The sequence below is a fragment of the Acinetobacter sp. RF14B genome, from assembly GCF_006864105.1.
In the GTDB taxonomy this organism is placed as follows: Bacteria; Pseudomonadota; Gammaproteobacteria; order Pseudomonadales; family Moraxellaceae; genus Acinetobacter; species Acinetobacter lwoffii_C.
Genome location: NZ_SMTB01000003.1, coordinates 1 through 26924, shown reverse-complemented (window position 1 = coordinate 26924; position 26924 = coordinate 1). Strand labels below are relative to the sequence as shown.

Here is a 26924-nt window from a genome sequence, read left to right as displayed (position 1 = left end):
ATCACATAAAAATTAACATATTTCAATTTAAGCCATACAGATTTTGCTGCACATTGTTAAGAACATATGCTAAGTTAAAAATAACTAAGAAAATTTTATTATAATGAGAGGGGCTAAACATGAAACGTGTCATTGCCTGCATAGATTCCTCACCCTGTACCAATGCCTTGGCCGATGCTGCCGCCTGGATTGCCAGAAAGACTGGACGTGAGCTGGTGCTGCTACAGGTCGTGGACTATTATCCGGCCAGTTATCATCTGGGGGAAATCAGTGGGGTCATTGGCTTTGAAAGTAATGCGATGTTGCTTAAAGAACTGGCGGAGCTAGAACAAAAACAAAGTGAGATTGCACTTAACTATAGTAATAATTTACTTCAGCATATCTCTGACCGTATTTTTAAGGAATATAGCATTCCGACTACCCATATTCAGGAAAAAGGGGATTTTCTGGAACAGAGCTTTCAGATTTTACGACCTGATGATATTGCCGTGATCGGATTAATTGGAGAACGTTCTGCCGAAAAAAACAAACCCGTGGGCACCAACGTGGAAAACTTTATCCGTGGCGCCAATTGTACGGTCATGACGGTAGGAGAGCAATTCAAGCCACCTACACGTTTTATCTTTGCTTATGAATACTCTCCAACCTGCCTTAAAATGATGAAACGGGTTGCAGAAAGTGATTTGTTACGTCAGCTAGAGTGCCATTTATTATATATTGGGGATCATGTGGAGGTTCTGAATGAACCTCTGCAATATTTAACGCAGGCTGGACTCGAAGTGATTCCTAAATACCGTTATGGAGAGGTGGCTGAAAATATTTTGTCCTATCAGCAAGAGCAGGGCATCCAGCTGATTGTACTGGGCGCATTTAGTCATAGCAAAATTCATCAGTTTTTCCTGGGAAGTATTGCCACCACAATTTTCCGTAATTCAAAAGTGCCTTTACTGGTCGTCAAGTAAGCAAGAGGGTAAACATAAGGCAGAATTTAATCGCCAGATTATTTGTTACAGATTGATTTAAAAATAACCAGAGTTATCCTCATAAATTGTGGATAACTCTGTGGTTATATTTTATAAAACCATGTTATTTATATAAAATATATTGTCGGTTGATTTTTGTGCGTAAGCTTTTATTTCACAATCGCGAGTGCAAAACCATCATGTCCTTTACTGCCTACTGTCTGTAAAGCGGTACAAGACAGAATTTTTGGATGATTTTCCATGGCTTGGAACATTTCCCGAATACCTTCGATACTGGGCTTTTTATTCTCCGGATTAATAATCTCGCCGGCACGAATTACATTGTCCAGAAAGATGATAGTACCGGAACGTGACAGCTTTAAGCTGAGTTCCAGATATTCAGGATAACTTTGTTTATCGGCATCAATAAAAATAAAGTCAAAGGCTTCAGTATCTTCAGGTAATGCCCTCAGGACATCTGCCGCACGGCCACACTTAAGCTCGACTGTTGGTTTAAGCTGGGCACGGTCAATATTTTCCTGGCCCATAGCGGCATGAGTATCTCGTCCTTCAATGGTCAGGATATACCCATCTTTAGGCAGGGCACGCGCCAGCCACATGGTGCTATAAGCAGCAAAAGTTCCCAATTCTAATACCCGTTTGCACTTGTTCATCTGAATCAGCATTTGCAGGAGCATGCCTTGATTAGGTGCAACTGCAAGATGGTCTGGGAAGCCATGTGCGGCGGTATTTTCAAGCGTCTGGGTCAGGATCGGATCTTCAGGGATTAAATGTGAATCAATGTAGCCGTCAATATCTGTCCACATTTGTTGCATAGTATGAGCACCTTTGTTGCGATGGGTGCATTTTAAACTTTTCGCGGCATAGCGCAATTTATTGTTCAATAATTGTATGATTTTTGCACTATACAAAGCCACTACTATGCCTTGTATAGCAGAAGTAATGTATTAGTAATTACACATTGAAGAGTTGCGGGTCAGATCAGGACCCCAAGTGCGATAACCCTGAGTATCAATATGAATCTGGCCGGAGGCATATAATCCCAAGCCCATATTCAGGCTTTGACCATGCTGGTTCCAGAATTGACACAATTTAAATTTGGTATTTTCAATATAAGTATAGTCTTGGGCTTGCGGATATTCCGGTCCGATTCTGAAATCAATCGCTGAGTTAAACAGATGTCGGGAGGAATTGGCGCCACCTGCACACCGGTTTAAAGGTAGGTCGCGATAAACTGAAGTCACTTCAAAATCTGTCAGTACATTGGCTGCGACCAGATATTTAAATACTCGTAAAGTCGGTATCTGATTAGCCCATAATTCACGACTTGGAATCATGTATTGTGAGCGGCCGCATTTGGCCCAATCGCGTGCTGTCCGCATCAGCTCAAAACTTGGAATGATATTACCCACCCCATGACGCTCCAGATAAACCTCATATTCACGTACACGTGACAGATTGTCGAGTGCTGAAACCCAGTGTGTATAAACATAAGGAACGGTTTTAGACCGTGCTTTGCGATCGTATTGAACCCGTTCTTGTGGAATATAAATCCGTTTTCCATCTGCAGGGCTTACACGACCGGGTTGTTTTGTGGTTGCACAACCCACAAATATCAGCGGGATTAGGCATAGACCTAAAAGTCCCTTTGAAAATTGCTTCATTTAAAGAAATACAAGTGTTTATAAAATAGCGCTATTCTAGACTAAATATGCGGAGAAAATTGGAGAATATTGCAATGAAATGTGTGTTATGAGTATAAAAAAAAGATCAGTATGTACTGATCTTTTTTAAAATACGCTAAATTACTTTTCAAGATATTGTAATTTATCAGGTTTACCGTTCCATTCTTCACGGTCAGCAGGCTGGTCACCGATTTGAGTGATATTTGGCCATGTTTGTGAAAGTTCAGCGTTTAATTCGATAAACACTTCTTGGCCTTCTGGTAATTCATCTTCGGAGAAAATTGCATTGGCAGGACATTCAGGTTCACATAACGCACAGTCGATACATTCGTCTGGATTAATTACAAGGAAGTTAGGGCCTTCATAAAAACAGTCTACAGGGCAAACTTCCACACAGTCTTGATATTTACATTTAATACAATTTTCAGTGACAACGAAGGTCATGGCGACAGCTACCTAAAAAATATGGTTCTAATTACGAATGCTGTATTTTAGGCAAAAACGGGGGGAACTAACAATTCCTTTTATTGATATTTGTTATAGATAGGGCTGTTAAATTTGAAAAAAATTAAATTATACGGATAAATGGCTAAAAATGAGGAAACTCATGGCCAGAACCCTAGAAAAATCAGGGTTCTGGCAAAGAGATTAGCCTGGTTGTTTCATCAGATCTTTTAAAGCATACAATTGTTGTAGCGCCTCCCGTGGACTCAGATTGTCAATATCCAGATCTTCCAGCAGCTCCAGCGCTGGCGACGTTTTTTCAACCTCAATGATCTTTTCCACGATTTCAGGTTCGGAAAACAGATCATGCTGTGGACTGAAAGGTTTCACCTGATGCTGCTTTTCCAGAGCTTTCAGACGATTTTGTGCTTCTTTAATGACTGCCGCAGGAATGCCAGCCAGTTTGGCAACCTGCAAGCCGTGACTCTGACTGGCCGGACCATGTTGAACTTTGTGCAGTAAAATCAGATTGCCATTCAATTCTTTGGCAGTAACATGGTAATTGTCGATACCTTTTTCCCGGTCGAGTTCGGTCAGTTCGAAATAGTGCGTCGCGAACAAGCACAAGCATTGAATGCGCTTGGTCAGATCAAGCACACAAGCCCAGGCTAATGACAAACCGTCATAAGTACTGGTACCGCGACCGACTTCATCCATCAGAACCAGTGACTGACTGGTGGCATGATGTAAGATCTGCGAAGTTTCAGTCATTTCCACCATAAAAGTTGATTTGCCAGTAGAAAGGTCATCTGCAGAGCCAATTCGGGTAAAAATCCGGTCAATCGGACCAAGTACGGCCGATTGCGCGGGCACATAACTACCGCAGTAGGCCAGCAAGGCAATCAGAGCAGTCTGGCGCATAAAGGTCGATTTACCCCCCATGTTTGGACCGGTAATAATCGCCATGCGATGTGCATAATCGAGCTTGGTATCATTCGGGGTGAAGGCAGTTTTGCTTAGAGCTTCAACCACAGGATGACGTCCAGCAATGATTTTAAGGCCAGTTTCAGGACTGAATGTCGGTCGTGACCAGTTACGCAGTCGTGCCTGATAGGCAAAGTTTGCCAGCAGATCAATCTGGGCAATGGCACTGCTCATCATCTGTAAGTTGCCAATATCTTGCCGTAGTTCATCCAGAAGCATTTCAAACAGCATTTTTTCACGGGCAAGCGCACGAGATTCGCTAGACAGTACCTTATCTTCAAAAGACTTTAATTCTGGCGTGATATAACGTTCGGCATTTTTCAGGGTCTGACGGCGGATATAATGTTCAGGGGCCTGTTCTGCCTGCGAACGATTCAGCTCAATATAATAGCCGCTCACTCGGTTGTAACCGATTTTCAAGTTGGGAATACCACTTTGTTCGCGCTCCCTGATTTCCAGATCAATCAGGAATTGACCAGCATGGTCCCGAATTTTACGCAGTTCATCCAGCTCGCTGTCAAAGCCTTCCGCAATGACATTGCCATCACGAAGTAAGACGGGCGGATTCTCTACGATCGCAGACATAAGCCGCTGATGCAGACCATGAAAATCCCCAAGCTCTTGATTTAGCTGTTGTAACAAGAAGGATTGTGGTTGGCTGATTGCTGGTTGTAGAGCATGTCTTAAAAATGGGATTTGTGCACAGGCCTGACGCAGTTGGACCAGATCGCGTGGACGGGCACTGCCTAAGGCAATCCGGCTTAACACACGCTCAATATCACTGATTTCTTTTAATATCAGGCGTACAGGGGTTTCATGAAAACCGTCCAGCAAGGCCTGTGTGGCATCCAGTCGCTCATCTAAAACCGCAGTATCTCGTAAAGGCTGCATCAGGGTGCGGCTAAGTAGGCGCCCCCCCATCGCTGTCTGGCAGTCATTGATCAGTTGAAACAGTGACGTACCATGGTCAAAAAGCGGTTCAATCAGTTCCAGATTACGACGGGTGACAGGGTCAAGTGCAATAAAGTCCGAGCTTTGTTCCAGCTGAATCGTGCGAATATGCGGTAAAGCCGTTTTCTGGGTTTCTTTGGCATAGTGAATTAAAGCAGCGGCGGCGGCTTTGGCCAAAGGCAAGTGATCAATGCCAAATCCTGAAAGGGTGCTGACCGCAAACTGGTCACACAAAGTTTTTTGGGCATTGTTCAGGTTGAAGTCAACATTCGGACGTTTGGTCACCGGCACATCAAGCTGTTTTTTAAGTTGCTCAATGATCTCTGGATCTGTAATATTTTCATCTAAAACAATTTCGCTTGGCATCAAGCGTGCCAGTTCAATGGCCAGCTGGTTAAGGTCATAGTCCTGCTGCTGGACTTTAAAGAGACCTGCACTCAAATCTAAGAGTGCAATCCCAATCTGCTGTTGCTGAATACATAAGGCGACCAGATTGGAAGATTGGTGAGCGCCTAAGAGAGCATCATCCGTTAAGGTACCCGGGGTAATAATACGTACCACACCACGCTCGACCGGTCCTTTACCTGTAACTTCACCGATCTGCTCGCAGATCACCACAGTTTCGCCGTTTTTTACCAGACGGGCCAGATAACCCTCGGCTGCATGAAAAGGTACGCCAGCCATTGGAATCGGCTGGCCATTGGCTTTACCGCGATGAGTCAGGGTAATACCTAAAATTTTGGCAGCCTTATGGGCATCTTCAAAAAACAGTTCATAGAAGTCACCCATCCGATAAAACATTAATGAGTGTGGATGTTGCATTTTGACCGACATGTACTGCTGCATCATCGGTGTAAGCGTGGATAGGTCAGGGATTATATTTTCTGTTTTCACTTTATTTAGCACCCTTAAAACTATTAATATTTACAATAAATTGCATAAAAAAATCCTGACAAATCCCGTTAAATCTTTTTGAAACCTGATTAATCTAATGAGTAAGTGTACCTTCTCAGGGTTCAAGTTTCTAATACCAAGCATTAGATAGCGGAGGTTTGAGCTTCTGAGCAGGATTCTAGCAAAAACTGCGTTGTAAGTTCTAAGAGGATTTTTAGGTGAGTGAAAAAGAAACGTAATTAACAGTCTGCTGCGATTGCCTCATGGTAACCGAGTCAATATACATACCCAAGCAACAGAATTTTTATGGCCAATTAAATTTTATTTTTTGAACAGCGAATAGCCGCCGACTATGGTGAGGTTATTAATTTACATTCTTAAATGCGGTTGGAATTGTCTCAGCGTATGATTGAAATAATTAAAAATAAAAGATTATAGTGCCTGAAAGAGCATAAAAAATGGAGCTATCTAGCTCCATCTTTAAATTGATTTCGTACTTAAAGTGCAGCTTTAATTTTTTCAGCAAGCGCCTTGATTTTCTCTTGATCACCCATCTGTGCGGCATGTTTGCCCAGGTTATGCAGAGAAGTCGGTACGAGATGGAAATGCACATGTGGTACGGTCTGACCTGCGGCTGCACCTGACAACTGCATCAAGACAATTCCATCTACGCCTAAACCTTTCTCAATAGCTTTCGCAATTTTCTGTACGACCTGAATGGTATAGGCTGCTGTTTCTGCTGGCAGATCCAGCAGCGTTATTGCTGGCGTTTTGGGAATGATCAGGGTATGACCATCTGCCTGAGGCATAATGTCCATGAATGCAAGAACCTGGTCATCTTCATACACTTTAATGGCAGGAAGTTCACCACGTAAAATTCGTGCAAAAATATTCTGATCATCATAAGTCATAGTTACATTCCTTGAAATTATTGAAACTGTATTATTTACAGTTCAATTCTTTCTGACGTTCCTTGATCGCGTCAAGCCGTTGTTGCTCTTTTTCAGAGAATTTTGGCTTGGTGGTATAGCAATTGTCATTACCAAACTTGGCCTTGGCTTCAGGATCTTTAAAACAGAAGCCTTTAGATGCATAAATGACATCATGATCATTTTTCAGTTTTTTGCATTCCTGTTCAGATGCAAGTACCGATGTTGAAGCCCCAAACAATGTTGCAAAACCTACTAATACTGCAACAGATAATTTTTTCATAGCAATTTCCTCTAGCTTATTCACTCAGTGTGACTGCTTTATAGTCACAATATGTGGTTTTATTATCATTATTCAATGGCGAGATATTACTCAATGGTAATTTTACTCCATGATTCATACATTTTCACGGCAGTTGAAAAATCACTATTTTTATCTGATAGGCTGTTTGCCGCCTGAATCAGATTCTGTGCCAGTGCCAGAACAGGTACTGAAAGTTTGGCTTCTTGCGCCAGATCTATGGCAATGCCTGTGTCTTTGGCTAATAAAGGCAGAGCAAAGGTCAGCGGGAAACTGCGATTTAAAATACGCTGTGGAATCACGGTTTCAGTCACCATACTTTTACCGCTCGATGCATTAATACAATCCAGTGCTTCACTCAGATTAACACGGTGTGCTTTTAAGGTGGTCAAGCCTTCGGCCGCTGCGCAAAGGTGAGCGGCCATTAACATATTATTCACCGCTTTGACTGCAAAACCAGAGCCGGATTCCCCGACATGCTTGATTAGCTTGCCAAAAGCCTGCATGGCTGGCAGAGCTTTTTCAAAGCCTTGGGCATCACCGCCGACCATCACGGTTAACGTGGCATTTTCAGCGCCAATCGTCTGGCCGCTTACCGGCGCATCCAGAAAAATAACGCCCTGATCACTCAGTTGAGTGACCAGTTTACGGGCGGATTCAGGCACACCACTGGTACAATCTACCCAGATAGAACCTGCTTTAAGCGGCAGGTCTTTTAAGAGATGTTCAACATCCGCACTGGTGGGTAGGCAGGAGAAAATAATATCAGCCTGAACAGCCTGCTCCAGAGCAACCGCCTGTGTAGCATATTCAGCGGCATGTTGTTCAGCCTTGGCAAAAGTCCGGTTCCAGACATAGACCGTATCGAAATGCTTGGGCAGATGCGCTGCCATACGATAACCCATTGCACCCAAACCAATAAAAGCCACTGACTGAATCATGTTTATCCTCTGAATATTCTTTCTGATTTAAAGCTAATTTTAAAAGACTCTGGATCCCCGAGCGGTCAGGCATCAAGTCGTGTGGAGCGGTGTGCCAGCCAAGCGGTTAATTTAGGCCAGAAGGTATTGGCCGCTTTCTGGTTAGACATCAGCCCCAAATGGCCCCCTGGGATAAGAGTAAACGTCTTATCGGTACTGCTTGTCAATTCCATCAAAGGCTTAGCTGAGTGCTTGGTGACAATCTGGTCGGTTTGGCCTGCGCCTACCAACAAGGAGCAGTTGATATTTTTCAGGTCGATGGTTTGCCCCTTTAAAGTCATAGAGCCTTCTTTCAGAGGATTCTGTAACCATAAATTCAGCACCATGTCCTGATTGATTCCACCCGGATAATCAATCATTTTGTTAAGAAAATTGCCCATGGTGGCATGTTCATAGACATCTTCTACATTTTCCAGATTCAGTAAAAACTGCTTCTGGCTTTTAAACCAGCCAACAGGGTCCAGTAATTTAAAGCCAAGCGCATTGAGGACCCCCGGTGAATGGATATAGAGTTTTGGAATCAGGCCTTGATAGAGGGTATGTTGCAAGTTTTTATTTTTAGAAATTAACTGATTGGCGCTCCTAAACAGTTTACCAATACGACCAGAAGCATAGCTGTCAATCGGGCTGCCGAGTACGATCAGATTTTTAACATGTTCGGGTGAATGCAGGGCAGTATAGAGCGTGGCAAAAATTCCGGCCATACTCCAGCCATGCAACGAAATAAACTGGCTGCCAGAATGAGCGCAAATGCGCTCAATTGCTTGCGGAATTGCGCCGTCAACAAAGGATAGGAAATTTAAATGGCGATGTTTATAACGAAAACGTTTCCATTCCAGCAAATACACCTCAAAGCCACTATGTTGAAAATGTTTGACTAAGGAACGATAAGGATAAAGGTCGTAAATATCCATATTGATTGCGAGTGGCGCGATAAAGACCAGTGGCTCACGATATTTCTTGTCAGGAGAGGCATAATAACGAATCTTGCAGAATTCAGTGGCGGCAATATATTCAAAAGGTGTTTTTTGCGAAAGAATCAGGGTAGATGAATTAAACAGACGCGCATTAAGATGTTTTAATTTTTTCCGCTGGCGCTGAATATTTTGTTTTAATTGAATCATGTAAATAAATTATCCGTATTCGGGAAGATTTGATCGAAGTCTAAGCAATATTTGCTTATTATACCTTGACCTGAAATAGCTTAGGCGCTCAAAATGTTGGCAAATTTTTACAAAAGGCAGTCCCTTGGACTGGGGTAAAGTGATGAGCCAGCAAGATGATATTTCCTACCAGTTAGAAACCTTAGCCATTCGTACCGGTCATACCCGTAGTTTTGAAGGCGAGCACGGCGAACCGATTTTTCTAACATCTTCATTTGTCTATGAGAATGCGGCCGAAGCGGCAGCAAAATTTTCAGGCCAGGAACCGGGCAATATCTACTCCCGCTTTACCAATCCAACTGTGGCCACTTTTGAAAAACGTCTGGCTGCACTCGAAGGTGCAGAGCGCGCCGTTGCTACCAGTTCAGGTATGGCAGCCATTATGGCCGTGGCAATGGCTTTTTTAAAAGCAGGCGATCATGTGATCTGTTCACGCGCAGTATTTGGCTCGACTGTATCTTTGTTTGAAAAATACGTGGCTAAATTTGGCGTGGCTGTAGATTTCGTCGACCTGCATGATATAGCAGCCTGGAACAATGCTATTAAGCCAGAAACCAGACTGCTCTTTGTTGAATCTCCATCAAATCCGTTGGCAGAAGTGGCGGATATTCAGGCGCTAGCAGATATTGCGCATGCAAATGATGCCTTGCTAGCAATTGATAACAGCTTCTGTACGCCTGTATTACAACAACCCATCAAATTTGGTGCAGACTTGGTGGTGTATTCTGCGACTAAATATCTGGATGGTCAGGGGCGTGCTCTGGGCGGTGCAGTTGTGGGGAGCCATAAGCTGCTTGAAGAGGTTTTCGGTTATGTACGCACGACGGGGCCATCCATGAGTCCGTTTAATGCCTGGGTCTTTTTGAAAGGTCTGGAAACATTACGCTTACGTATGCGTGAACATTCTGCCAATGCACAAAAATTAGCCGAGTTCCTGAATGCGCATCCGAAAGTAGAAAAAGTCTATTATGCAGGCCTGCCTGAGCATGTTGGTCATGAGCTGGCAGCAAAACAGCAAACTGGTTTTGGCGGTATAGTCTCTTTTGTGGTGAAGGCGGGCCGTGAAGGTGCATGGAAAGTAATTGATAATACAAACTTTATCTCAATTACCGGTAATCTGGGGGATGTCAAGTCAACTATTACTCATCCGGCAACCACCACGCATGGCAAACTGTCTCCAGAAGCCAAAGCTGCAGCAGGTATTTGCGAAGGTTTAATTCGCATTTCTGTCGGTTTGGAAGAGATTGATGATATTATCCGTGACATTACACGCGGTTTAGATCTAATTTAATTTTATAAATATATGTTCGGAGATTTTTATGAACATTAATATGTTGATGCAGCAAGCGCAGCGCATGCAAAAAGAAGTTGAAAACAACGTGAAAAAGGCCAAAGAAGAGCTTGCGCAAACTGAAGTGCATGCTGAGGCTGGTGGCGGTTTGGTAAAAGTAACCATGACTGCACGTAATGTAGTGAAACGTATCGAAATTAATCCTGAACTTCTTCAGGACGATCCTGACATGATCGAAGACCTGATTGCAGCTGCTATGAATGATGCAGCGCGTCAGGCTGAAACTATTTCAGAAGAGCGCATGAAGGCAGCAAACTCAGGCATGGGCTTACCACCAGGTCTGGCTGGTTTATTCTAGGGAAGAGTGCGCAATGTTTAGTGATCGTTTTGATCAACTCGTTCAAGCATTACGCATTTTGCCAAGCGTTGGGCCGAAATCGGCTCAGCGTATGGCTTTGCACCTGATCATGAAAAACCGTGAAGGTGCGATCGGTCTGGCACATGCCTTGACTGAGGCGACCAATCATATTCATGAGTGCTCTATTTGTCATTCGCTGACCGAAGATGAGGTCTGTAATATCTGTACCTCCTTGGAACGAGATGATGAATTGCTGTGCGTGGTAGAATCACCTGCTGATGTGATGGCTATTGAGCAAAGTGGCAGCTTCCGGGGTAAATATCATGTTTTGGGTGGGCACTTGTCACCACTTGACGGGATTGGGCCGGAAGAAATTGGCATTCCTTATTTACTGCAGCGTTTAAGTCAAGGGCAGATTAAGGAGGTGATCTTGGCCACCAATGCGACTGTAGAAGGACAGGCAACAGCACACTATCTGGTTGAAGCCAGCAAGCATTTAGCGGTGCAGATGACGCGTATTGCCCAAGGTGTGCCTCAAGGGGGCGAACTGGAGTATGTGGACAGTCATACACTGAGTCAGGCCGTGCATAACCGCATGAGGATTAAATAAAATTTGTATTATTGAAAGGGTGTGAGTTTAATAGGAAAAAGATATTAATTTATGCCTAACTAGCCCTTACAAAGTAAATTATTTTAGATAATTAGTCGCATTAAGTATGTTTTTTTATATAAATATTTTATATATTAGCTAGTATTCCGCTATCGAGCATCTATTCTTAGACTCAGCCTTTATGTTTCAGTTTATTCAACACCAAAACGACCTGTATCCTGTTCTGGATTTAATGGATCAAAATTCAATCTATGGTCTGGATACCGAGTTTATCAAGGTAGATACCCTGTGGCCAAAACTCGGTGTTTTTCAGATCAATGTCGACAATCAGGTTTATCTTCTGGATGGAACGACTCTGGATCTGACTGAGTTTTTGCACAAGATTTTTAATGCCCAACAGAATGTTTTTCATGCCTGTAGCGAAGACATCGACCTGATTTATCATTATACCCAGCAAAAAGCACTGGAGAATGTTTTTGATACGCAGGTAGGGATGTCATTTTTGGGGCATGGTCTGCAAGTCAGCTACCAGAATGCCTTGAAGCAGATGCTGAAAATAGATATTGAAAAAGACCAGACCCGCTCCAACTGGCTGGCGCGTCCTTTAAGTAGCAAGCAGTTACTGTATGCGGCCAATGATGTGCATTATCTGATGCAATTGGCTGAAAAAATCAAGCTGGATTTAAACAGCAAATCCCTGCTTGATTTTGCCTTGCAGGATTGTCAGTTCCTAACCCGGGAAATAGGGGAAGAAACACCGACTGCCTTGCTGTATCAGGATGTGGGAAATTACCGGCATTCTCGCCGTCAGCTTATGCAATTACAGCAGCTGGCGGTTTGGCGTGAACAGATTGCCAAGGCTTTAAATCAGCCACGCAGCTTTATTCTGAAAAATGCGACCATGATTGATCTGGTTGAGAAATTTCCGCGCAATAATTTCCAGTTGAGTCAGGTGAAAGACATACGTGCCAATATTGTACGTGATCATGGTAAAACGATTCTGGACTTATTGAAATTCCTGCCAGAACAGTCGGACTGGCCATTACGTCTGGCTCGTCCAATCCGTCATTCTTCCAGAGAGGTTGGCGATAAAATTGATCTCCTTATTCAGCAGGTCTCTGCTGAAACCACCATCCCCAAGGAAGTGCTGATGCGTAAGAAATGGCTAAATGCCCTGTATCAACATGTAGTCTTTCATAAGGATGAGCAGGAGCTGCCGGATTATCTGCTAGGCTGGCGCTATGAACTGCTGACCTTGCCGCTACTTCGGGTGCTGCATGAGGATGAATCTTATCTTTCGACCCAGATGAAAGTCACGGAATGACTGGGGAAGAATTGATTAAAGATAAAGCAATTATACAAAATCACGACTGATGCATTCGGCAAGGCTAATGTATCTGTCTTTTTTTTAATGTATCCTTGCGGTTGTTTTTTAAGAAAAGTCGTTTAAAACATGCAAGTGTCTATCTACAAATCCAGTAAAAAAGATGAAATGTATCTTTATGTGGCGCGTCCAGCAGATGAGGGCGAAACTGAAGAAACATTTGAGCCGCTCGAAGTCTTGTCTGAGCCGGTACGTGTAGCATTTGGGCGTGCAACTTTTGTCATGCACCTTGAATTGAGTGAATCGCGCAAACTGGCGCGTGCCAATGTCCTGCATGTAATGGATTCCATTGTGACTCGCGGTTTCTTTTTGCAAATGCCGCCAGAAGGCTTGATCAATCCAAATGCTGTAGCGCCTGAAGGATTGCGTGGTGCCTAATATGAATTCAGGAGTTGTGAGATGAATGGTTATGTAAACGTATTAGATTCAATTCCTGAACAGAGTATTGCAGTAGCCGTGTATCTGCTTGGCAGCCTGATTGCCTTGCTTTGCTGGTATGGGGTAACCAGACGCCTGCCGAGAGTAATGGGCAGTTTTTTATGGTTACTGGCCTTCGCGGTTTTATTAACCCCCACCGTTTCTGAAGGCCCGAATGCCTCGGTTGCCCCGGCAATTTTCGGTCTGCTATTTGGGGTTTTAACCAAGGAGCAGGAATTGGTTTGGATTAATGCGTCACTTATTTTATTTGTCATTGGCCTTGGATGTGTGATTGGCTATTGCTGGTCCAGTTATATATCGAAAAAACCGGATACGACTTTAAACAAGAAAAGTTCACCGTTGTAAGTAAAAAAATAAGGTTAAATCATGTCTGCTGATATTCAACAATTTTCAGGTACAGATCAGTATATTGCGACTGACAGTCTAAAGCTGGCCGTAAAAGCTGCGCGTAGTTTGCAAAAGCCTTTACTGGTCAAAGGTGAGCCGGGGACCGGTAAAACCCTGCTGGCTGAACAGGTGGCACACAGTTTGGGATTGAAGCTGATTACCTGGCATATCAAGTCGACCACCAAGGCACAACAGGGATTGTATGAATATGATGCAGTTTCTCGTTTGCGTGATAGCCAGCTGGGCGATGACCGGGTCTATGATATTAAAAATTACATCAAACCAGGTAAACTTTGGGAAGCTTTTACCAGTGAAGAGCGCTGTGTTCTGCTGATTGATGAAATTGACAAGGCTGATATCGAGTTTCCAAATGATTTGTTGCATGAACTCGATAAAATGTCGTTCTATGTTTACGAAACTGGCGAGACCATTACTGCGACCCAGCGTCCAATTGTCATTATTACCTCAAATAATGAAAAAGAATTGCCGGATGCATTTCTGCGCCGTTGTTTCTTCCACTATATCGAATTCCCGGATGAAGCCACCATGCGCGAAATCATCGATGTGCATTTCGAGAATATCTCTGCCACATTGGTGAGTGAAGCTTTACAAGTTTTCTTTAAATTACGTCAGATTCCCGGTTTAAAAAAACCACCATCAACCTCTGAATTGATTGACTGGCTCAGCCTGCTCATGGCCGACGACATGCCGGAAGATGTGCTGCGTAATGCTGATAAAACCAAAGCCATTCCGCCACTCTACGGCGCACTCATCAAAAACGAGCAGGATGTACAGCTGCTTGAGCGTCTAGCCTTTATGTCACGCCGTTAGGGGGGAACAGGCATGTTTGTGCGACTGTTTTATACCTTGCGCCGCTATGGTGTGCCGGTTTCGACCCGTGAACTGATTGACCTGAATCAGGCAGTAGCTGCCGGAATTGTCTTTGCTGATCAGGATGAATTCTATCAGCTGGCCAAAACTATCATGGTTAAGGATGAGCGCTATTTCGACAAGTTTGATCGCGCCATGAAAGACTATTTTGATGGTATTTCAACCTTTGATCTGGATGAGCTGTTGAATCAGGTGCACAAACTGCCTAAAGACTGGTTTGACCTGGAATTACTGGAAAAGCATCTGACCCCTGAACAGCGTGAAGAGCTGAAAAAAGCCGGTTCGCTGGAAGAACTGATGAAAATGCTGGAAGAGCGTCTGCGCGAACAGCATAAAAAACATCAGGGTGGTAACAAAATGATTGGCACGGGTGGGACTTCTCCCTTTGGTGCCTATGGTGATCATCCGGAAGGTGTACGGATTGGCGGGCCAGGGCGTAAACGCTCTGCGGTAAAAGTCTGGGAGCAGCGTCAATATCGTAATCTGGATGATGATCAGCTTCTGGGTAGCCGGCAAATGCAAATGGCGCTGCGCCGTTTGCGTAAATTTGCCCGTCAGGGTGCAGCGGAAGAGCTGGATATTGATGGTACGATTCGTGAAACAGCCAAGCAGGGCATTCTGAATGTACAGCTGGTACCAGAGCGCCGTAACCGTATTAAAGTGCTGATGCTGTTTGATATCGGTGGTTCCATGGATGCGCACATTGCCCAGTGTGAAAAGCTGTTTAGTGCAGCCAAGACCGAATTTAAGACCCTTGAATATTTCTATTTCCATAACTGTCTGTATGACTACGTCTGGAAAGATAATGTTCGGCGTTCCAGTTCACGCATGAATACCTGGGATCTGTTCAATACTTATGGCCGAGACTATCGGGTAATTGTGGTGGGTGATGCCAGTATGGCGCCTTATGAATTGAATTCGGTGGGCGGCTCAGTTGAATATATGAATGACGAGGCTGGACAGGTCTGGTTACAGCGACTGCGTCAGCATTTTGATAAAACCGCCTGGCTCAATCCGGAAGAAGAAAGATACTGGCATTACACCCATACCATCGGGCTCATCAGGCAGATCTTTGAGGGGCATATGTTCCCGATGACCTTAAAGGGTATTGAAGATATGACCAAATATCTGGCCCGTTAGTTTATTTTTTATATCAATGGTTTAAGTTTTGATTGCTCAAGCTGTTGCTTTCAGGTTTATAAAGTAAAGCAATTGAGTGCTCATCTATATTTCACAGTTAAGGATTGCTATGGATCATCAAATTAATGGCATTGCGCTGCCAAATGAAGAAGGCTTCTTTGGCCAATATGGTGGTCAGTTCATTCCGCCTGATTTAAAACAGGCCATGAATGATATTAATGTTGCCTATCAGGAAATTCGCCAGACTGAAGAATTTCAAAATGAACTGAAAGAGCTGTTTGCTCATTATGTAGGCCGTCCGAGTCCTTTATTTCACGCCAAGCGTCTCTCTGAGCAATTGGGCGGTGCGCAGATCTATTTAAAACGCGAAGACCTGAACCATACTGGTGCTCATAAAATCAATCACTGTCTGGGTGAGGCACTTTTAGCCAAATATATGGGAAAGACCAAAGTCATTGCTGAAACCGGAGCAGGCCAGCATGGTGTGGCACTGGCTACGGCATGTGCCTTGGTTGGTATTCCATGTGAAATTCACATGGGACAGGTGGACATCGAAAAAGAACATCCAAACGTTGTCAAGATGAAAATTCTGGGTGCTCATCTGGTGACTGTGACTCGTGGTACCGCAACTTTAAAAGATGCGGTTGATAGTGCCTTTGAGGAATATTTAAAAGATCCGAAAAACTTTATTTATGCGATTGGTTCTGTGGTAGGGCCACATCCGTTCCCAATGATGGTGCGTGATTTCCAGTCCATTATTGGTGAAGAAATTAAAGTTCAAACGCATGAGCGTTTTGGTGCAAACCCGGATTATGTGGTTGCCTGTGTCGGCGGCGGTTCAAATGCTGTAGGTGCATTTAGTGCTTTTTTAAATAATCCCGAAGTCAAACTGATTGGAGTGGAACCGGCAGGTCATGGTCTGAATACCGATATGCATTCAGCAACCTTGACTTTGGGTAGGCCGAGCCAGTTGCATGGTATGGCCTGCTATGTGCTGGAAGATGAACAAGGTGAGCCTTTGCCTGTGCATTCAATTGCCTCAGGCCTGGATTATCCGGGTGTGGGTCCGCAGCATAGCCTGCTTAAGGATTTGGGGCGGGTAGAATACACTACAGCGACAGATCAGGAATGTCTGGATGCCTTTATGACCTTGTCACGGGTGGAAGGAATTGTTCCGGCTCTGGAGAGCTCACATGCAGTTGCCTGGGCGATTCGTGAAGCGGGCAAGTTGTCGAAAGAGACAAAAGTTGTGGTGAACCTGTCTGGCCGTGGTGATAAAGATTCAGACTATGTTGCAGAGAAACTGGGCTTAAATTAATAGCCTGAGTTCAACTAAAGATCCCAGCCTAGTGCTGGGATCTTTTTTTATATCTCATTATCTCAAAATCATTACAAGCCAATAATGAATAATCGGAATGAGATTTCTTTGAATACTTTAAAGAAAGCTTAACCCGAAATATATTGTTGTAGTTGATCGATCAATTGCCGTTGATCTTCCATGGTCGCTTTGACCAGATCACCAATTGAAATCAGGCCTATCAGCTTTTCATTTTCAACCACAGGCAGGTGACGTAAATGATGATCAGTCATCAGCTCCAGACAGTTTTCGACTGTGCTGCCTGTAGTTACAGTAATCACTTTAGGCGTCATAATTTCATTCACGGTTGTATCGACAGAAGATCTTTGCATAAGGGCAATTTTACGAGTGTAATCCCGCTCTGACAGAATGCCGACCACTTTGTCTTCCTGAGTCACGACCACCGCACCAATTCCTTTATCTGCCATTAGAGTGATGGCTTCCAGTACGGTTGCATCTGGATGAATGGTATAAATTACCTGGTGTACTTTGGCTTTGAGCACTTGTGCCACATTGGTCATTCTATTGGATCCTTTCGTTCATTTATTATTGGTTTTAGAAGAAATATAAACTGATTATCGCTAGCTGCTTCTTAGTTTAGTCTTTATAAATAACATGTTATTCAGGCAATGTGCAGTCTCTGTTGAGAAAAAAATAAATAACGCATCTGTTCTGTAGTTAATTTTAGTTTTGATCCGTTTGGATTACATAGAGCAGGAATTACATTAAGGCGCGTTAGGGTAGGCAGCAGATTGTTCTCAAAATCCTCTGAATTGATTTTGCGTGGCTCATAATTTGGCCAGTGCTGTTTTGCATAATTTTTAGCATCTAAAGGGTTAAGCCAAAATGGAAAGATACAATCCTCATGATCCCGCATCATGGCCCAACCCTGATGATAGACGCCCCACAGGATGCCACAATACATCAGGGATTTGAGCATAGTCACTTTCAGCAAATTTTTTTTGCAGATCGGATTGTACTGAATAAGATTGGGATAGGTCAGCTTAGGTATTGTCATTAGAGTAAAGTACGTATTGGACTTGGGTGCTATTTTAGGAAATCTGTATGAAATTACTGTTTCAGCTTTGCAAGCAATCGTAATAAAGTATGTAAGTGTTAGTAGTTTATTGAAATATAAGATGAAAAAAACGCCACCGAGGTGACGTTTTTTTATGCTTGCATCGTGGCCATACTCTGCCAGTACTGGGCTTTAAGAGAATCCCGTTCTACACGAAAACCCTGGTAATACAGTTCTGCTAAAAAGAGAGCTGCTTTACCATGACCAGCACGCGCTGCATCTTCTAGTTGTTTGACTGCATCTACAAAGTTCATTTGTGATTGGATCGTATTGACTGCATCAGCATACAGATGCTCTAAGTCATGTTGAGAGATTTGTTGTATCATATAAAAACTCCTTAATTTTAATTATGATTACAGGATCGACTTTAACTAAGTCTACATACAAGTATATCTAAGTATTATTAAACTAATATTACAGAATGATTGAAAAGTCAATTATTGTTGAAGCTTTGTTATCAGTATTATAGTTTACATGATTAAACTATACACACTTATAATTTTTAATAGTATAAATTTTAATAAGACAAGAAACAAGAAAGGAGAAAAATGATGAGCACAAGAATATTGGATGGTATTACTTTTGACATGCCACCTACAGCTGGTCAGGTCCTCCAGCTTGCAGACTTACATCGCCAGAAACTCGATAATGTGATTTATGATAGGCATGCACATTTAGGGCATTTTGGTCTGGCTCAGCGTAAAGAAGTTTATGATTTCACCCGTGCCCTGGATGAGAATCAGCGAGCACAGTTTTATAAACTCTACAATACTGAACTGGTCCGAATTGCAACAGAAGACCGCTGGCATCCACCAGAAGCAGAGGCAGGTCTAAGCAAATTTGCAATTTTCCTGGTGCTTGCTCTGGTAGCGTTTGTCATTGCCTGGAGCGTGTTTGAGCGGCTGAATTAATCGCTGTATAACATTTCAGCAGGTGATGGATATTCGGATTCATGACTTGAACTTCAGTAACCGCAGCCATACACTACTTTTAACTTGAGGTAGTGTATGGCTATAGACAGCAAAAAAATTAGTGATTTTTTCAGCAAGATTCAGCTTGAACAAATTTATAATACGGTTGTGGTTTTTATTGTTGTGGTGATTTTAGCTTTAGCCACCTTTGCATTATATCGTCCTTTAACAGCGGCGCAGTTGAATCAGTTGCTGCAATTGTCCGAGCAGCATAACTTGCCACAAACCCAGGACATGGCACAGCTGCTATTAAAGCAAGAGCAGATTTCCCGAGGACAATATCTAAAACTGATGCACGCCTATCAGCGAGAGTCTTTACGTGCGCATCAGCTGCCACCAATCTCTCTAGAAAATCCCTAGTTTTTACTGGATATTGCTTCACCAGAACGGGTCTCAAGCAGATTGTGTTGCAGGTGCATTTTTAGTTGAGCACTGTCCAGCTCCTTGCTGACTATCACCAGACTGACATTTTCCGGATGTAAGTGCTTGCGCACTGAATCTTGTACATCCCTTGCACTGATTTTCCTGAGTCGCTCAGGATAGCTAGATAAATAATCTGCTTTCTCATCATAAAAGCCCATTGTGCCCAACTGGGCGTTAATGGTTGCATTGCTGCTGTAGTTGTTAGGAAAGGCGCGCAACATGCCGGCCTTGGTTTCCTCCAGGCGCTTTTGATCAATAGGTTGCCGGACAAAATCAATAAATGCCCGATGCGCGACTTGTATACTCTCAAGAAGTTGATCCTGCCGGGTAGAATATTGAAAACTAAATACCCCCGGTGCCTGACTAAAAGTAAAGGAGCTGTTGGCACTATAAGTAAAGCCTCGTTTGATGCGTAACTCCTGCATCAAGACCGAGTGAAAGCCTCCGCCGCCAAACATCCGGTTAGCGACTTCAAGCGCCAGACGGTCTTCACTAGAGCGTGTTGGTCCTAAATGCCCGAAAATGACATACGCCTGCGAAGACTGATAGGGTAAATGTACCACCTCCAGACCAGTTTTGAGTTCAGGTTCAGGTAAAGGTGCAGCTTTTGAGCCTTGTCGTATGTTGCCTGCAATGCGTTCTGATAAATTTAATGCCTGTTTTGGAGTGAGTTTTCCGGTAATCGCAATATTCATATTCTGTGCGACCACAAACTGATCACGAAATTTTTTCAACAAGTCGGCTGTTATTTTTCTGGTACTACCTTGCGTTCCACTAATTGGTTCTGCATATGGGTGTTTACCATAAAGTGTACGGTAGAAACGGATGTTCATTAAGCGGCTTGGATTTTCTTGTAGCTGTTTCTGGCCCACTTGGGTATTACTTAAGACAAGGTTAATACTGGAGCTTTTAAAGGAGGCATGATTCAGTATTTCCATCATCATGCTTAAGGCAGGTTCCAGCTTTTGAGGATCGGATAGTGAACGTAAACGGACAATGAACATATCCCGATAAGCTTGCATACTCAATTGTGCACCAGCCTGATCAAGTACGGCAGCAATCTGATTGGCGGTATAATCTTTTGTACCTTCACGCATCAACTTGGCTGCCATATTTGATAGTCCGTATAAGCCGGGTGCAATTTCCTGATCACGTGCTGCGCCCGCATTAAAAGTCAGCTGAATATCGACCATCGGCAGATCTCGAGTTTCTACAAACAGGGTGCGTACCTTGTAACGATTGTTGAGATCATGAATATGAGGTGCCTGAAAGGTCTGTTCTAAATTCAGCTTCTTTAAACTTTGTAATAGTGGAACTGATGTCAACTGATCAGGCAAGTTGTTTACACCAACTTCGGCATTTAAATAACTTTCTGCCCACAGAGCAGGACTAAAACTCACACTGACTAGCAAAAGAAAACAGCGAATAGAAGGCATATGCGTCATTATTGTTGGTTTTTCTGTTCAGGCATAATGTAGAGCGTACTCAGATTATCACGCACAAAGTAGGTATTTGCTACATGCTGGATATCTTCGGCACTGACACTTGCATAGTGTGTGGGTAATGCATCAATCAGGCGGTAACTTAAACCGTTGACCTCCAGATTGCCTATGATTTTTGCCTGCCCGCCAATATCATCCTGGCTGTAGATTAAACTGGAGATAAAGCGCGTGCTGATGCGTTCAAGTTCCTGTGTGGAAACTATTTGAGTTTTTAACAGTTCAATTTCCTGCTGAATGGCTGTTTGTGCTTCTCCCAGAGAAATGTCAGGGGCTGGCAAAGCTGAAATCCCAAAAATACTGTCGCCGCGATTATAAGGATCATAAGTGGCGCTAACAGAGGTCAAGACTTTGCGATCACGTACTAAACGATCCTGCAAGCGTGAAGAAATCCCACTATCCAGCAGGCTGCGAATAATACTGAGGGTATAGGCATCTTGGGGATTTTTGGCACTCGCCAGAGACTTTACATTCCAGGTCATATACAGGTTTGGTACCTGTACATCGGTGGTTATTTCCATATGCCGATAGCCCGGCTGTTCAAATTCCAGCACATCATTACGGGCTGGTGTAGGGCGTGAAGGAATATCGCCAAAATATTTTTGTACCTGATGCAATGCAGCTTCTGATTCAACATCTCCGACAATCACCAGAATGGCATTGTTGGGTGTATACCAGTCCCGATACCATTTTTTCACATCATTTAACTGAATATTATTCAAAGTTTTCATATGGCCAATCACTGGCTGGCGATAATGACTGGTGGGATAACTAATCCATTTAAAGCGTTCAAAAGCACGTGCGCGAGGATTGTCTTCGGTGCGTTGGCGCCGTTCTTCCATGACTACTTTGATTTCAGGTTCGAAGTCCTGTTGCCTTAATAAAAGATTACTCATGCGATCAGCTTCAAGTTCCAGCGCTAAGGGAAAGTAGGCTTTGGGATAAAGCTGATAATAATTGGTGTAATTGGTAAAGGTCGCTGCATTGATGCTGCCACCATAGAGTCGGCTAAGGCGAGTAAATTCATCATTGGGAACCTTGGTTGTGCCTTTGAACATCATATGTTCCAGGACATGAGATACACCCAGAATATTGCCGGATTCGTCTGAGCTGCCTACTTTGTACCAGATATGGGTCATCACCATGGGCGCGCGATGATCTTCCCGGATAATCACTTTTAAACCATTGCTTAAAGTGGTTTCAAAAGTCGTACGTGAAAGTTCACTGCTGGTTTGAGCATAAGCTTGGGTTAAACCCAAACTTATGAGAAGAGTGGCGACAGGATAAAAACTCTGTCTGAGTAATTTAAAATAAGAGGAAGTGGTAAGTCGGGAGTTGAACACTCGATCTTCCTGAATATATTTGTATTTATCGTTATTTTTAATAAATGTCGGACTGAAAGCAACCACAGCTTGTAACTTTTTGCTGTCTTTGTTGGGCGATTGGATTGCTAGCTCAAAAAGGCCCAAGTTATGGTAGAATCCTATTTTTTAACGCAATGCTTTTCAAGGATTCGGCATGCAACAGCAATCTACTGGGCAAAACAAATTTTTGATTGATGCTGATATCGGAGATGATGATGTCACATTACCGAGTTTACCTGCGGTTAATGTGCCGATTGTAGAAGCATCAGTAGAGACACAGGGCAGTGAGACCCTCCCATCGACACCTGGAACAGAGGACGTTCAGGCAGAAGAATCTGCTGCAAAAGGTGGTTTCTTTAGTCGGATGAAAGAAGGATTAACCAAGACCCGTAAAAACCTTGCGGATGGTATGGTGAATATCCTGATTGGTGGTAAAGAAATTGATGATGAGCTATTAGAGGAAGTCGAAGAGCAGTTATTAGTGGCAGATATTGGAGTAGAAGCCACTAAAACAATTATTGCCAACCTGACGGAACGTACTGCACGTGGTGATCTGATTTATTCACATTCACTTTATAAGGCACTTCAGGAAGAACTGGTGGCTTTACTGGCGCCACGTGTCAAGCCTCTGCACATTGATCCGAACAAATCACCATATGTGATTTTGGTGGTGGGGGTGAATGGCGTAGGTAAAACTACAACTATCGGTAAGCTGGCAAAACGTTTGCAAGGTGAAGGTAAAAAAGTCATGCTGGCGGCGGGCGATACTTTCCGTGCTGCGGCAACCGAGCAATTACAAATCTGGGGTGAGCGTAATAATATTCAGGTTGTGGCCCAAGGTCATGGTGCTGACTCTGCCTCTGTCATTTTCGATGCATTTGAAAGTGCACGTGCCAAAGGTGTGGACGTGTTGATTGCTGATACTGCCGGACGTTTGCATAACAAAGGTCACTTGATGCAGGAGTTGACCAAAGTAAAACGTGTTATGCAAAAAATCGATGCGACTGCACCTCATGAAGTCATGCTGGTGGTCGATGCCGGTACAGGTCAAAATGCGATTAACCAGGTTGAAATGTTTGATGAAGCGGTCGGCTTAACTGGCTTAACCATCACCAAACTCGATGGTACAGCTAAAGGTGGGGTGTTGTTTAATATCGCTAGCCGCACTCATGTACCCATTCGTTTTATTGGGGTGGGTGAGAAAATTGATGACTTACGTCCTTTCTCGGCCAAGTCTTTTGTAGCTGCGCTTTTTGAAACTGAAAAATAAGGAATGCAGGCTGCATCACATAAACTCCGCTAAATGCGGAGTTTATTGTTTTTAAAGAAATTAAGTGTTTTAAAAAACAACACTAGAAATTTCAGAAAACTAATCTGCTGACTTAAAGCCATTATAATTGTAGGGGATTTGCCAGATGTAATGTAGCTCGGGCTTTGGGGGATAAGATGGCATTGCTTAACAAGATTGGTCATGTATTAACAACCGATTTAACTAAAGATTTTAAAATTTCAAGAAAACAAAAAATATCTGAACATCAGCAGATACCATTTGTTGAACAGTTAAAAAAACGCCGTAGTATCTATCAATTAGGAAAACGGGTGCAGCATAGTCAGGCTTATCTGACCGAACTGATTGAGGAAGCCGTAAAAAGTTGTCCTTCTGCATATAATGCTCAAACTGCGCGAGTCGTGGTGTTATTTAGTGATTCACATCATCAGTTCTGGGATATTGTAAAAGATGTACAACGACAGTATGTACCTCCCCAGATTTATGAAGGTGTTGAAGTTAAGCTAAATCAGTGCCGAAATGCCTTGGGGACGATCTTGTTTTATGAAGATCAGCAAGTGATTCAGCAGCTACAAAAGAAAGTGCCATTCAGCGCAGAAGACTTTCCGGTCTGGTCCGAGCAAAGTTCAGGTATGGTGCAATACGCAGCCTGGACGGCTCTTGCATCTGCTGGCGTGGGGGCTTCACTACAGCATTATAACCCGCAGATTGATCGCCGGGTTGGTGAGCATTTTCAAATAGATCTAAACTGGCTGCTGCGAGCTCAATTATGTTTTGGTTCAATTGAAGAAACTATCGCAGAAAAAGTAAAGCAGCCGGAGCAGGAATTTTTCCAGGTTTTTAGCTAAATTTAAATTATGTCAAGCAAGACGAAGGGGCCAAGGCGCTAGATACAATTCATCAATTTTAGTGCTATAAAGAATGTTCTATAAATAAAACGCATTGTTATTGAAATAAGGCTGTTTAAAAGCAGAAAAATGCCTAAGATGGCTTTATTGATTTTAATAAACAGAATAGATAAAGGTGGATTCATGGCATTTTTAAATGAGATCAAACAACGTCGTACTATTTATGCAATTGGTAAAAACGTGAGCCTGGAACAGGCAGAAATTGAAAACATTATTAAAGATGCAGTCAAGCATAGCCCGTCAGCTTTTAACTCCCAAACTTCACGTGTCGTGATTCTGTTCGGTGAGTCACATGAAAAGTTCTGGAATATTGTTCGCGAAACCTTACGTGATCTCATATCTGCTGAGGCTTTTGAAGGTACCAATACCAAAATTAACGGTTTTGCAGCAGGTTATGGCACAGCATTATTTTATGAAGATCAAGATATCATAAAATCTCTGCAAGAACAGTTTGCACTCTATGCAGATCACTTTCCAGACTGGTCAGAACATTCTACGGGTATTGCTCAGTTCGCAACCTGGACAGCATTAGCAGAAAGAAATATTGGGGCTTCCTTGCAACACTATAATCCAATTATTGATGAAGAAGTTGCCAAAACTTTTAATGTGCCATCTAATTGGAAGCTGCGTGCTCAGTTGGTCTTTGGTTCAATCGAAGCGCCAGCGGGTGAAAAAACCTTTATAGATGATGCTGATCGCTTTAAAATTTTTGCATAATTGGGTGGAAAGCTAAAAAGAAGCACATTGTTGCTTCTTTTTTTATATTTGTCGTTTCTAAAATCTCCAGATTGATGCAACTGCAATATAAATGAAATGTTTGTCATAAAGTTGACATTTATACACGGCATAGTGCAACTGAACTTTTAAGAATCATTCAATGAGTAGAGAGTATGGGTTTACGTATCACAGCAGTGACAATGGCATTACTTGGCAGTACGTCAGCTTTTTCAATGGTCACTTTAACTGTACCTGAAGAAATTAAAATTGTTGCGGTGAATGATCAGAAGGTAAATTCAGGCTTATTACGTTCAAATCAGACTTATAAAATTGATCCGGGCGTGAATACGATTAGCGCTCGCTATAATGAGTTCTTTCAACATCATGACAGTTCACATGATATTTTAAAATCGGGCGTGGTAACGATCAAAACTCCAGAATTAAAAGATGGCGAGACTTATAACCTGGCCTTAATTAATGCACCACAAGATTTTGATGAAGCGAAAGCCTATAAAGATCAACCTATTATCGGTTTATATAATGCTAATCAGCAACTATTGGTTCAGCAAGCAGGAGCAAAAGCCTCTTCTAAACGATGGTTTGGAGGTGGGGGGGGGATAATGCCAACGACTTAAGTGGAGGGGAAGTTACAATACCAGTCAATCAACCCGCAGCTATATATACACAACATACAGTTAAACCTGTGGTTGCAACGGTATCAGCTCAACAGAGCTTGGCTCTAAATAGCAGTAGTGATCAGCAAATGGTTGAGTTATGGAAAAAAGCATCTAAGAGTGAACGCCAGAAATTCATGGCGTGGCTTGCTGAACAGGCTAATTAAGCTTTTAAGAGTTAGGAGATAAGGATCAACAGTAATTTTGATCCTTTTTTATTTAAGAAGTTTGAGCAAATTCACATTTGCTTAAAGTTTAAATGCAGAAGTAACTAGAAAAACTCTAAAAAAGTGTTAAAAATAACCTTTCGGATTAAAAAATAAGCAGGCAGTGGCGTTTTTTGAATATTTTTAAGAAAAGCACTTGCGCTCGTTTTGAAACTGTATAGAATACGCAGCACACCAACGCAATGCACCAAACGAAAAGTTGAGTCATTAAGTTGGACTTAAAGCTGACGAGGTTTTAAGAAGATCATTAAGAGATTATGAAGAACAACTTGTGTGGATTTTTACTGGTTGATTGATCGAAATATTATCATTGATTGATTGGTTTAAATTACTCGAAGTTTATTTGAGAGAATTTGTCAGAAAATTGATGAGCCAAGATTGGTGTCCTTTAGGCACTACTGATTTTAAACTGAAGAGTTTGATCATGGCTCAGATTGAACGCTGGCGGCAGGCTTAACACATGCAAGTCGAGCGGGGCGAAGGTAGCTTGCTACTGGAACCTAGCGGCGGACGGGTGAGTAATACTTAGGAATCTGCCTATTAGTGGGGGACAACGTTCCGAAAGGAGCGCTAATACCGCATACGCCCTACGGGGGAAAGCAGGG

At 42.9% G+C, this 26924-nt stretch carries 28 protein-coding genes, 1 rRNA gene and 1 pseudogene; 17 read left to right on the top strand and 13 right to left on the bottom strand.

Features of this window, described 5'->3' with window-relative positions; translation table 11 throughout:
- Nucleotides 1–119: 119 nt before the first annotated feature.
- On the top strand, nt 120–962 hold the full coding sequence (locus E2K52_RS01005) for a universal stress protein (protein WP_151203149.1): 843 nt from the start codon (nt 120–122) through the stop codon (nt 960–962).
- Nucleotides 963–1132: 170 nt separating this feature from the next.
- On the opposite strand, the gene E2K52_RS01000 is transcribed toward E2K52_RS01005, so the two are convergent.
- The 8 genes from E2K52_RS01000 to E2K52_RS00965 all read right to left on the bottom strand — a co-directional run bounded on the left by E2K52_RS01000 (nt 1133) and on the right by E2K52_RS00965 (nt 9275).
- Complete coding sequence (locus E2K52_RS01000) at nt 1133–1798, bottom strand: O-methyltransferase (RefSeq protein ID WP_151203148.1); 666 nt, start codon at nt 1796–1798, stop codon at nt 1133–1135.
- Between the two features lie 132 nt (nt 1799–1930).
- Nucleotides 1931–2647, bottom strand: coding sequence for a D-Ala-D-Ala carboxypeptidase family metallohydrolase (locus tag E2K52_RS00995; protein ID WP_151203147.1), 717 nt, complete (start codon nt 2645–2647; stop codon nt 1931–1933).
- Nucleotides 2648–2788: 141 nt separating this feature from the next.
- Nucleotides 2789–3112: a ferredoxin FdxA gene (gene fdxA, locus E2K52_RS00990; protein WP_004973093.1), complete on the bottom strand. Its 324-nt coding sequence runs from the start codon at nt 3110–3112 to the stop codon at nt 2789–2791.
- A gap of 204 nt (nt 3113–3316) precedes the next feature.
- Nucleotides 3317–5896 carry a DNA mismatch repair protein MutS gene (mutS, locus tag E2K52_RS00985; RefSeq protein ID WP_413772978.1) on the bottom strand — a complete coding sequence of 860 codons (2580 nt, stop codon included), beginning with the start codon at nt 5894–5896 and terminating at the stop codon, nt 3317–3319.
- Nucleotides 5897–6438: 542 nt separating this feature from the next.
- Nucleotides 6439–6852 (bottom strand): HIT family protein, encoded by a 414-nt coding sequence (locus tag E2K52_RS00980; RefSeq protein ID WP_151203145.1) that lies wholly within the window; start codon nt 6850–6852, stop codon nt 6439–6441.
- A gap of 31 nt (nt 6853–6883) precedes the next feature.
- Nucleotides 6884–7153 (bottom strand): YARHG domain-containing protein, encoded by a 270-nt coding sequence (locus E2K52_RS00975; protein WP_151203144.1) that lies wholly within the window; start codon nt 7151–7153, stop codon nt 6884–6886.
- An 86-nt stretch (nt 7154–7239) separates the two neighbouring features.
- Nucleotides 7240–8112: an NAD(P)-dependent oxidoreductase gene (locus tag E2K52_RS00970; RefSeq protein ID WP_151203143.1), complete on the bottom strand. Its 873-nt coding sequence runs from the start codon at nt 8110–8112 to the stop codon at nt 7240–7242.
- A gap of 65 nt (nt 8113–8177) precedes the next feature.
- The gene (locus E2K52_RS00965; protein WP_151203142.1) at nt 8178–9275 is read right to left on the bottom strand and encodes an alpha/beta fold hydrolase; all 1098 of its coding nucleotides are present in this window, start codon (nt 9273–9275) and stop codon (nt 8178–8180) included.
- A 142-nt stretch (nt 9276–9417) separates the two neighbouring features.
- Between E2K52_RS00965 and E2K52_RS00960 the strand changes: the two genes are divergently transcribed.
- The 9 genes from E2K52_RS00960 to trpB all read left to right on the top strand — a co-directional run bounded on the left by E2K52_RS00960 (nt 9418) and on the right by trpB (nt 17131).
- Nucleotides 9418–10605 (top strand): O-succinylhomoserine sulfhydrylase, encoded by a 1188-nt coding sequence (locus E2K52_RS00960; protein ID WP_151203141.1) that lies wholly within the window; start codon nt 9418–9420, stop codon nt 10603–10605.
- A 28-nt stretch (nt 10606–10633) separates the two neighbouring features.
- Nucleotides 10634–10963, top strand: a complete 330-nt coding sequence (locus E2K52_RS00955) for a YbaB/EbfC family nucleoid-associated protein (protein WP_151203140.1) — start codon at nt 10634–10636, stop codon at nt 10961–10963.
- Between the two features lie 13 nt (nt 10964–10976).
- Nucleotides 10977–11573 carry a recombination mediator RecR gene (gene recR / locus E2K52_RS00950; protein WP_151203139.1) on the top strand — a complete coding sequence of 199 codons (597 nt, stop codon included), beginning with the start codon at nt 10977–10979 and terminating at the stop codon, nt 11571–11573.
- Nucleotides 11574–11754: 181 nt separating this feature from the next.
- The gene (locus E2K52_RS00945) at nt 11755–12897 is read left to right on the top strand and encodes a ribonuclease D (protein WP_151203138.1); all 1143 of its coding nucleotides are present in this window, start codon (nt 11755–11757) and stop codon (nt 12895–12897) included.
- Between the two features lie 129 nt (nt 12898–13026).
- Complete coding sequence (locus E2K52_RS00940; protein WP_151203137.1) at nt 13027–13335, top strand: YcgL domain-containing protein; 309 nt, start codon at nt 13027–13029, stop codon at nt 13333–13335.
- Between the two features lie 21 nt (nt 13336–13356).
- A complete protein-coding gene (locus E2K52_RS00935; protein WP_151203136.1) occupies nt 13357–13740 on the top strand; it encodes a hypothetical protein in 384 nt (127 codons plus the stop codon).
- A gap of 21 nt (nt 13741–13761) precedes the next feature.
- A complete protein-coding gene (locus E2K52_RS00930; protein WP_151203135.1) occupies nt 13762–14613 on the top strand; it encodes an AAA family ATPase in 852 nt (283 codons plus the stop codon).
- A 12-nt stretch (nt 14614–14625) separates the two neighbouring features.
- Complete coding sequence (locus E2K52_RS00925) at nt 14626–15813, top strand: vWA domain-containing protein (RefSeq protein ID WP_151203134.1); 1188 nt, start codon at nt 14626–14628, stop codon at nt 15811–15813.
- A gap of 109 nt (nt 15814–15922) precedes the next feature.
- The gene (trpB, locus tag E2K52_RS00920; protein ID WP_151203133.1) at nt 15923–17131 is read left to right on the top strand and encodes a tryptophan synthase subunit beta; all 1209 of its coding nucleotides are present in this window, start codon (nt 15923–15925) and stop codon (nt 17129–17131) included.
- A 128-nt stretch (nt 17132–17259) separates the two neighbouring features.
- On the opposite strand, the gene E2K52_RS00915 is transcribed toward trpB, so the two are convergent.
- From E2K52_RS00915 to E2K52_RS00905, 3 genes are all read right to left on the bottom strand, one after another.
- On the bottom strand, nt 17260–17691 hold the full coding sequence (locus tag E2K52_RS00915; RefSeq protein ID WP_151203132.1) for a CBS domain-containing protein: 432 nt from the start codon (nt 17689–17691) through the stop codon (nt 17260–17262).
- A gap of 101 nt (nt 17692–17792) precedes the next feature.
- A complete protein-coding gene (locus tag E2K52_RS00910) occupies nt 17793–18188 on the bottom strand; it encodes a DUF2750 domain-containing protein (protein WP_151203131.1) in 396 nt (131 codons plus the stop codon).
- Nucleotides 18189–18340: 152 nt separating this feature from the next.
- Entirely contained in the window at nt 18341–18574 is a 234-nt protein-coding gene (locus tag E2K52_RS00905) for a hypothetical protein (RefSeq protein WP_151203130.1), read from the bottom strand.
- A gap of 225 nt (nt 18575–18799) precedes the next feature.
- Between E2K52_RS00905 and E2K52_RS00900 the strand changes: the two genes are divergently transcribed.
- Nucleotides 18800–19159: a hypothetical protein gene (locus E2K52_RS00900; protein ID WP_151203129.1), complete on the top strand. Its 360-nt coding sequence runs from the start codon at nt 18800–18802 to the stop codon at nt 19157–19159.
- Nucleotides 19160–19255: 96 nt separating this feature from the next.
- The gene (locus E2K52_RS00895) at nt 19256–19579 is read left to right on the top strand and encodes a hypothetical protein (protein ID WP_151203128.1); all 324 of its coding nucleotides are present in this window, start codon (nt 19256–19258) and stop codon (nt 19577–19579) included.
- Here E2K52_RS00895 and E2K52_RS00890 read toward each other — a convergent pair.
- Both E2K52_RS00890 and E2K52_RS00885 read right to left on the bottom strand, forming a co-directional pair.
- The gene (locus E2K52_RS00890) at nt 19576–21078 is read right to left on the bottom strand and encodes a M16 family metallopeptidase (RefSeq protein ID WP_151203127.1); all 1503 of its coding nucleotides are present in this window, start codon (nt 21076–21078) and stop codon (nt 19576–19578) included. The two genes, E2K52_RS00895 and E2K52_RS00890, sit on opposite strands and share 4 nt — an antisense overlap.
- Before the next feature lie 8 nt (nt 21079–21086).
- A complete protein-coding gene (locus E2K52_RS00885) occupies nt 21087–22484 on the bottom strand; it encodes a M16 family metallopeptidase (protein ID WP_151203126.1) in 1398 nt (465 codons plus the stop codon).
- 175 nt (nt 22485–22659) lie between these two features.
- Here E2K52_RS00885 and ftsY point away from each other — a divergent pair, with 175 nt between their 5' ends.
- The 5 genes and pseudogenes from ftsY to E2K52_RS00860 form a co-directional block, all read left to right on the top strand.
- On the top strand, nt 22660–23775 hold the full coding sequence (gene ftsY, locus E2K52_RS00880; RefSeq protein WP_151203125.1) for a signal recognition particle-docking protein FtsY: 1116 nt from the start codon (nt 22660–22662) through the stop codon (nt 23773–23775).
- Nucleotides 23776–23951: 176 nt separating this feature from the next.
- Nucleotides 23952–24641: a nitroreductase family protein gene (locus tag E2K52_RS00875; RefSeq protein ID WP_151203124.1), complete on the top strand. Its 690-nt coding sequence runs from the start codon at nt 23952–23954 to the stop codon at nt 24639–24641.
- A gap of 183 nt (nt 24642–24824) precedes the next feature.
- On the top strand, nt 24825–25418 hold the full coding sequence (locus tag E2K52_RS00870; protein ID WP_151203123.1) for a nitroreductase family protein: 594 nt from the start codon (nt 24825–24827) through the stop codon (nt 25416–25418).
- Between the two features lie 173 nt (nt 25419–25591).
- Nucleotides 25592–26259, top strand: a pseudogene (locus E2K52_RS00865) (DUF2057 family protein).
- Nucleotides 26260–26725: 466 nt separating this feature from the next.
- A 16S ribosomal RNA gene (locus E2K52_RS00860) occupies nt 26726–26924 on the top strand; the annotation flags it as partial.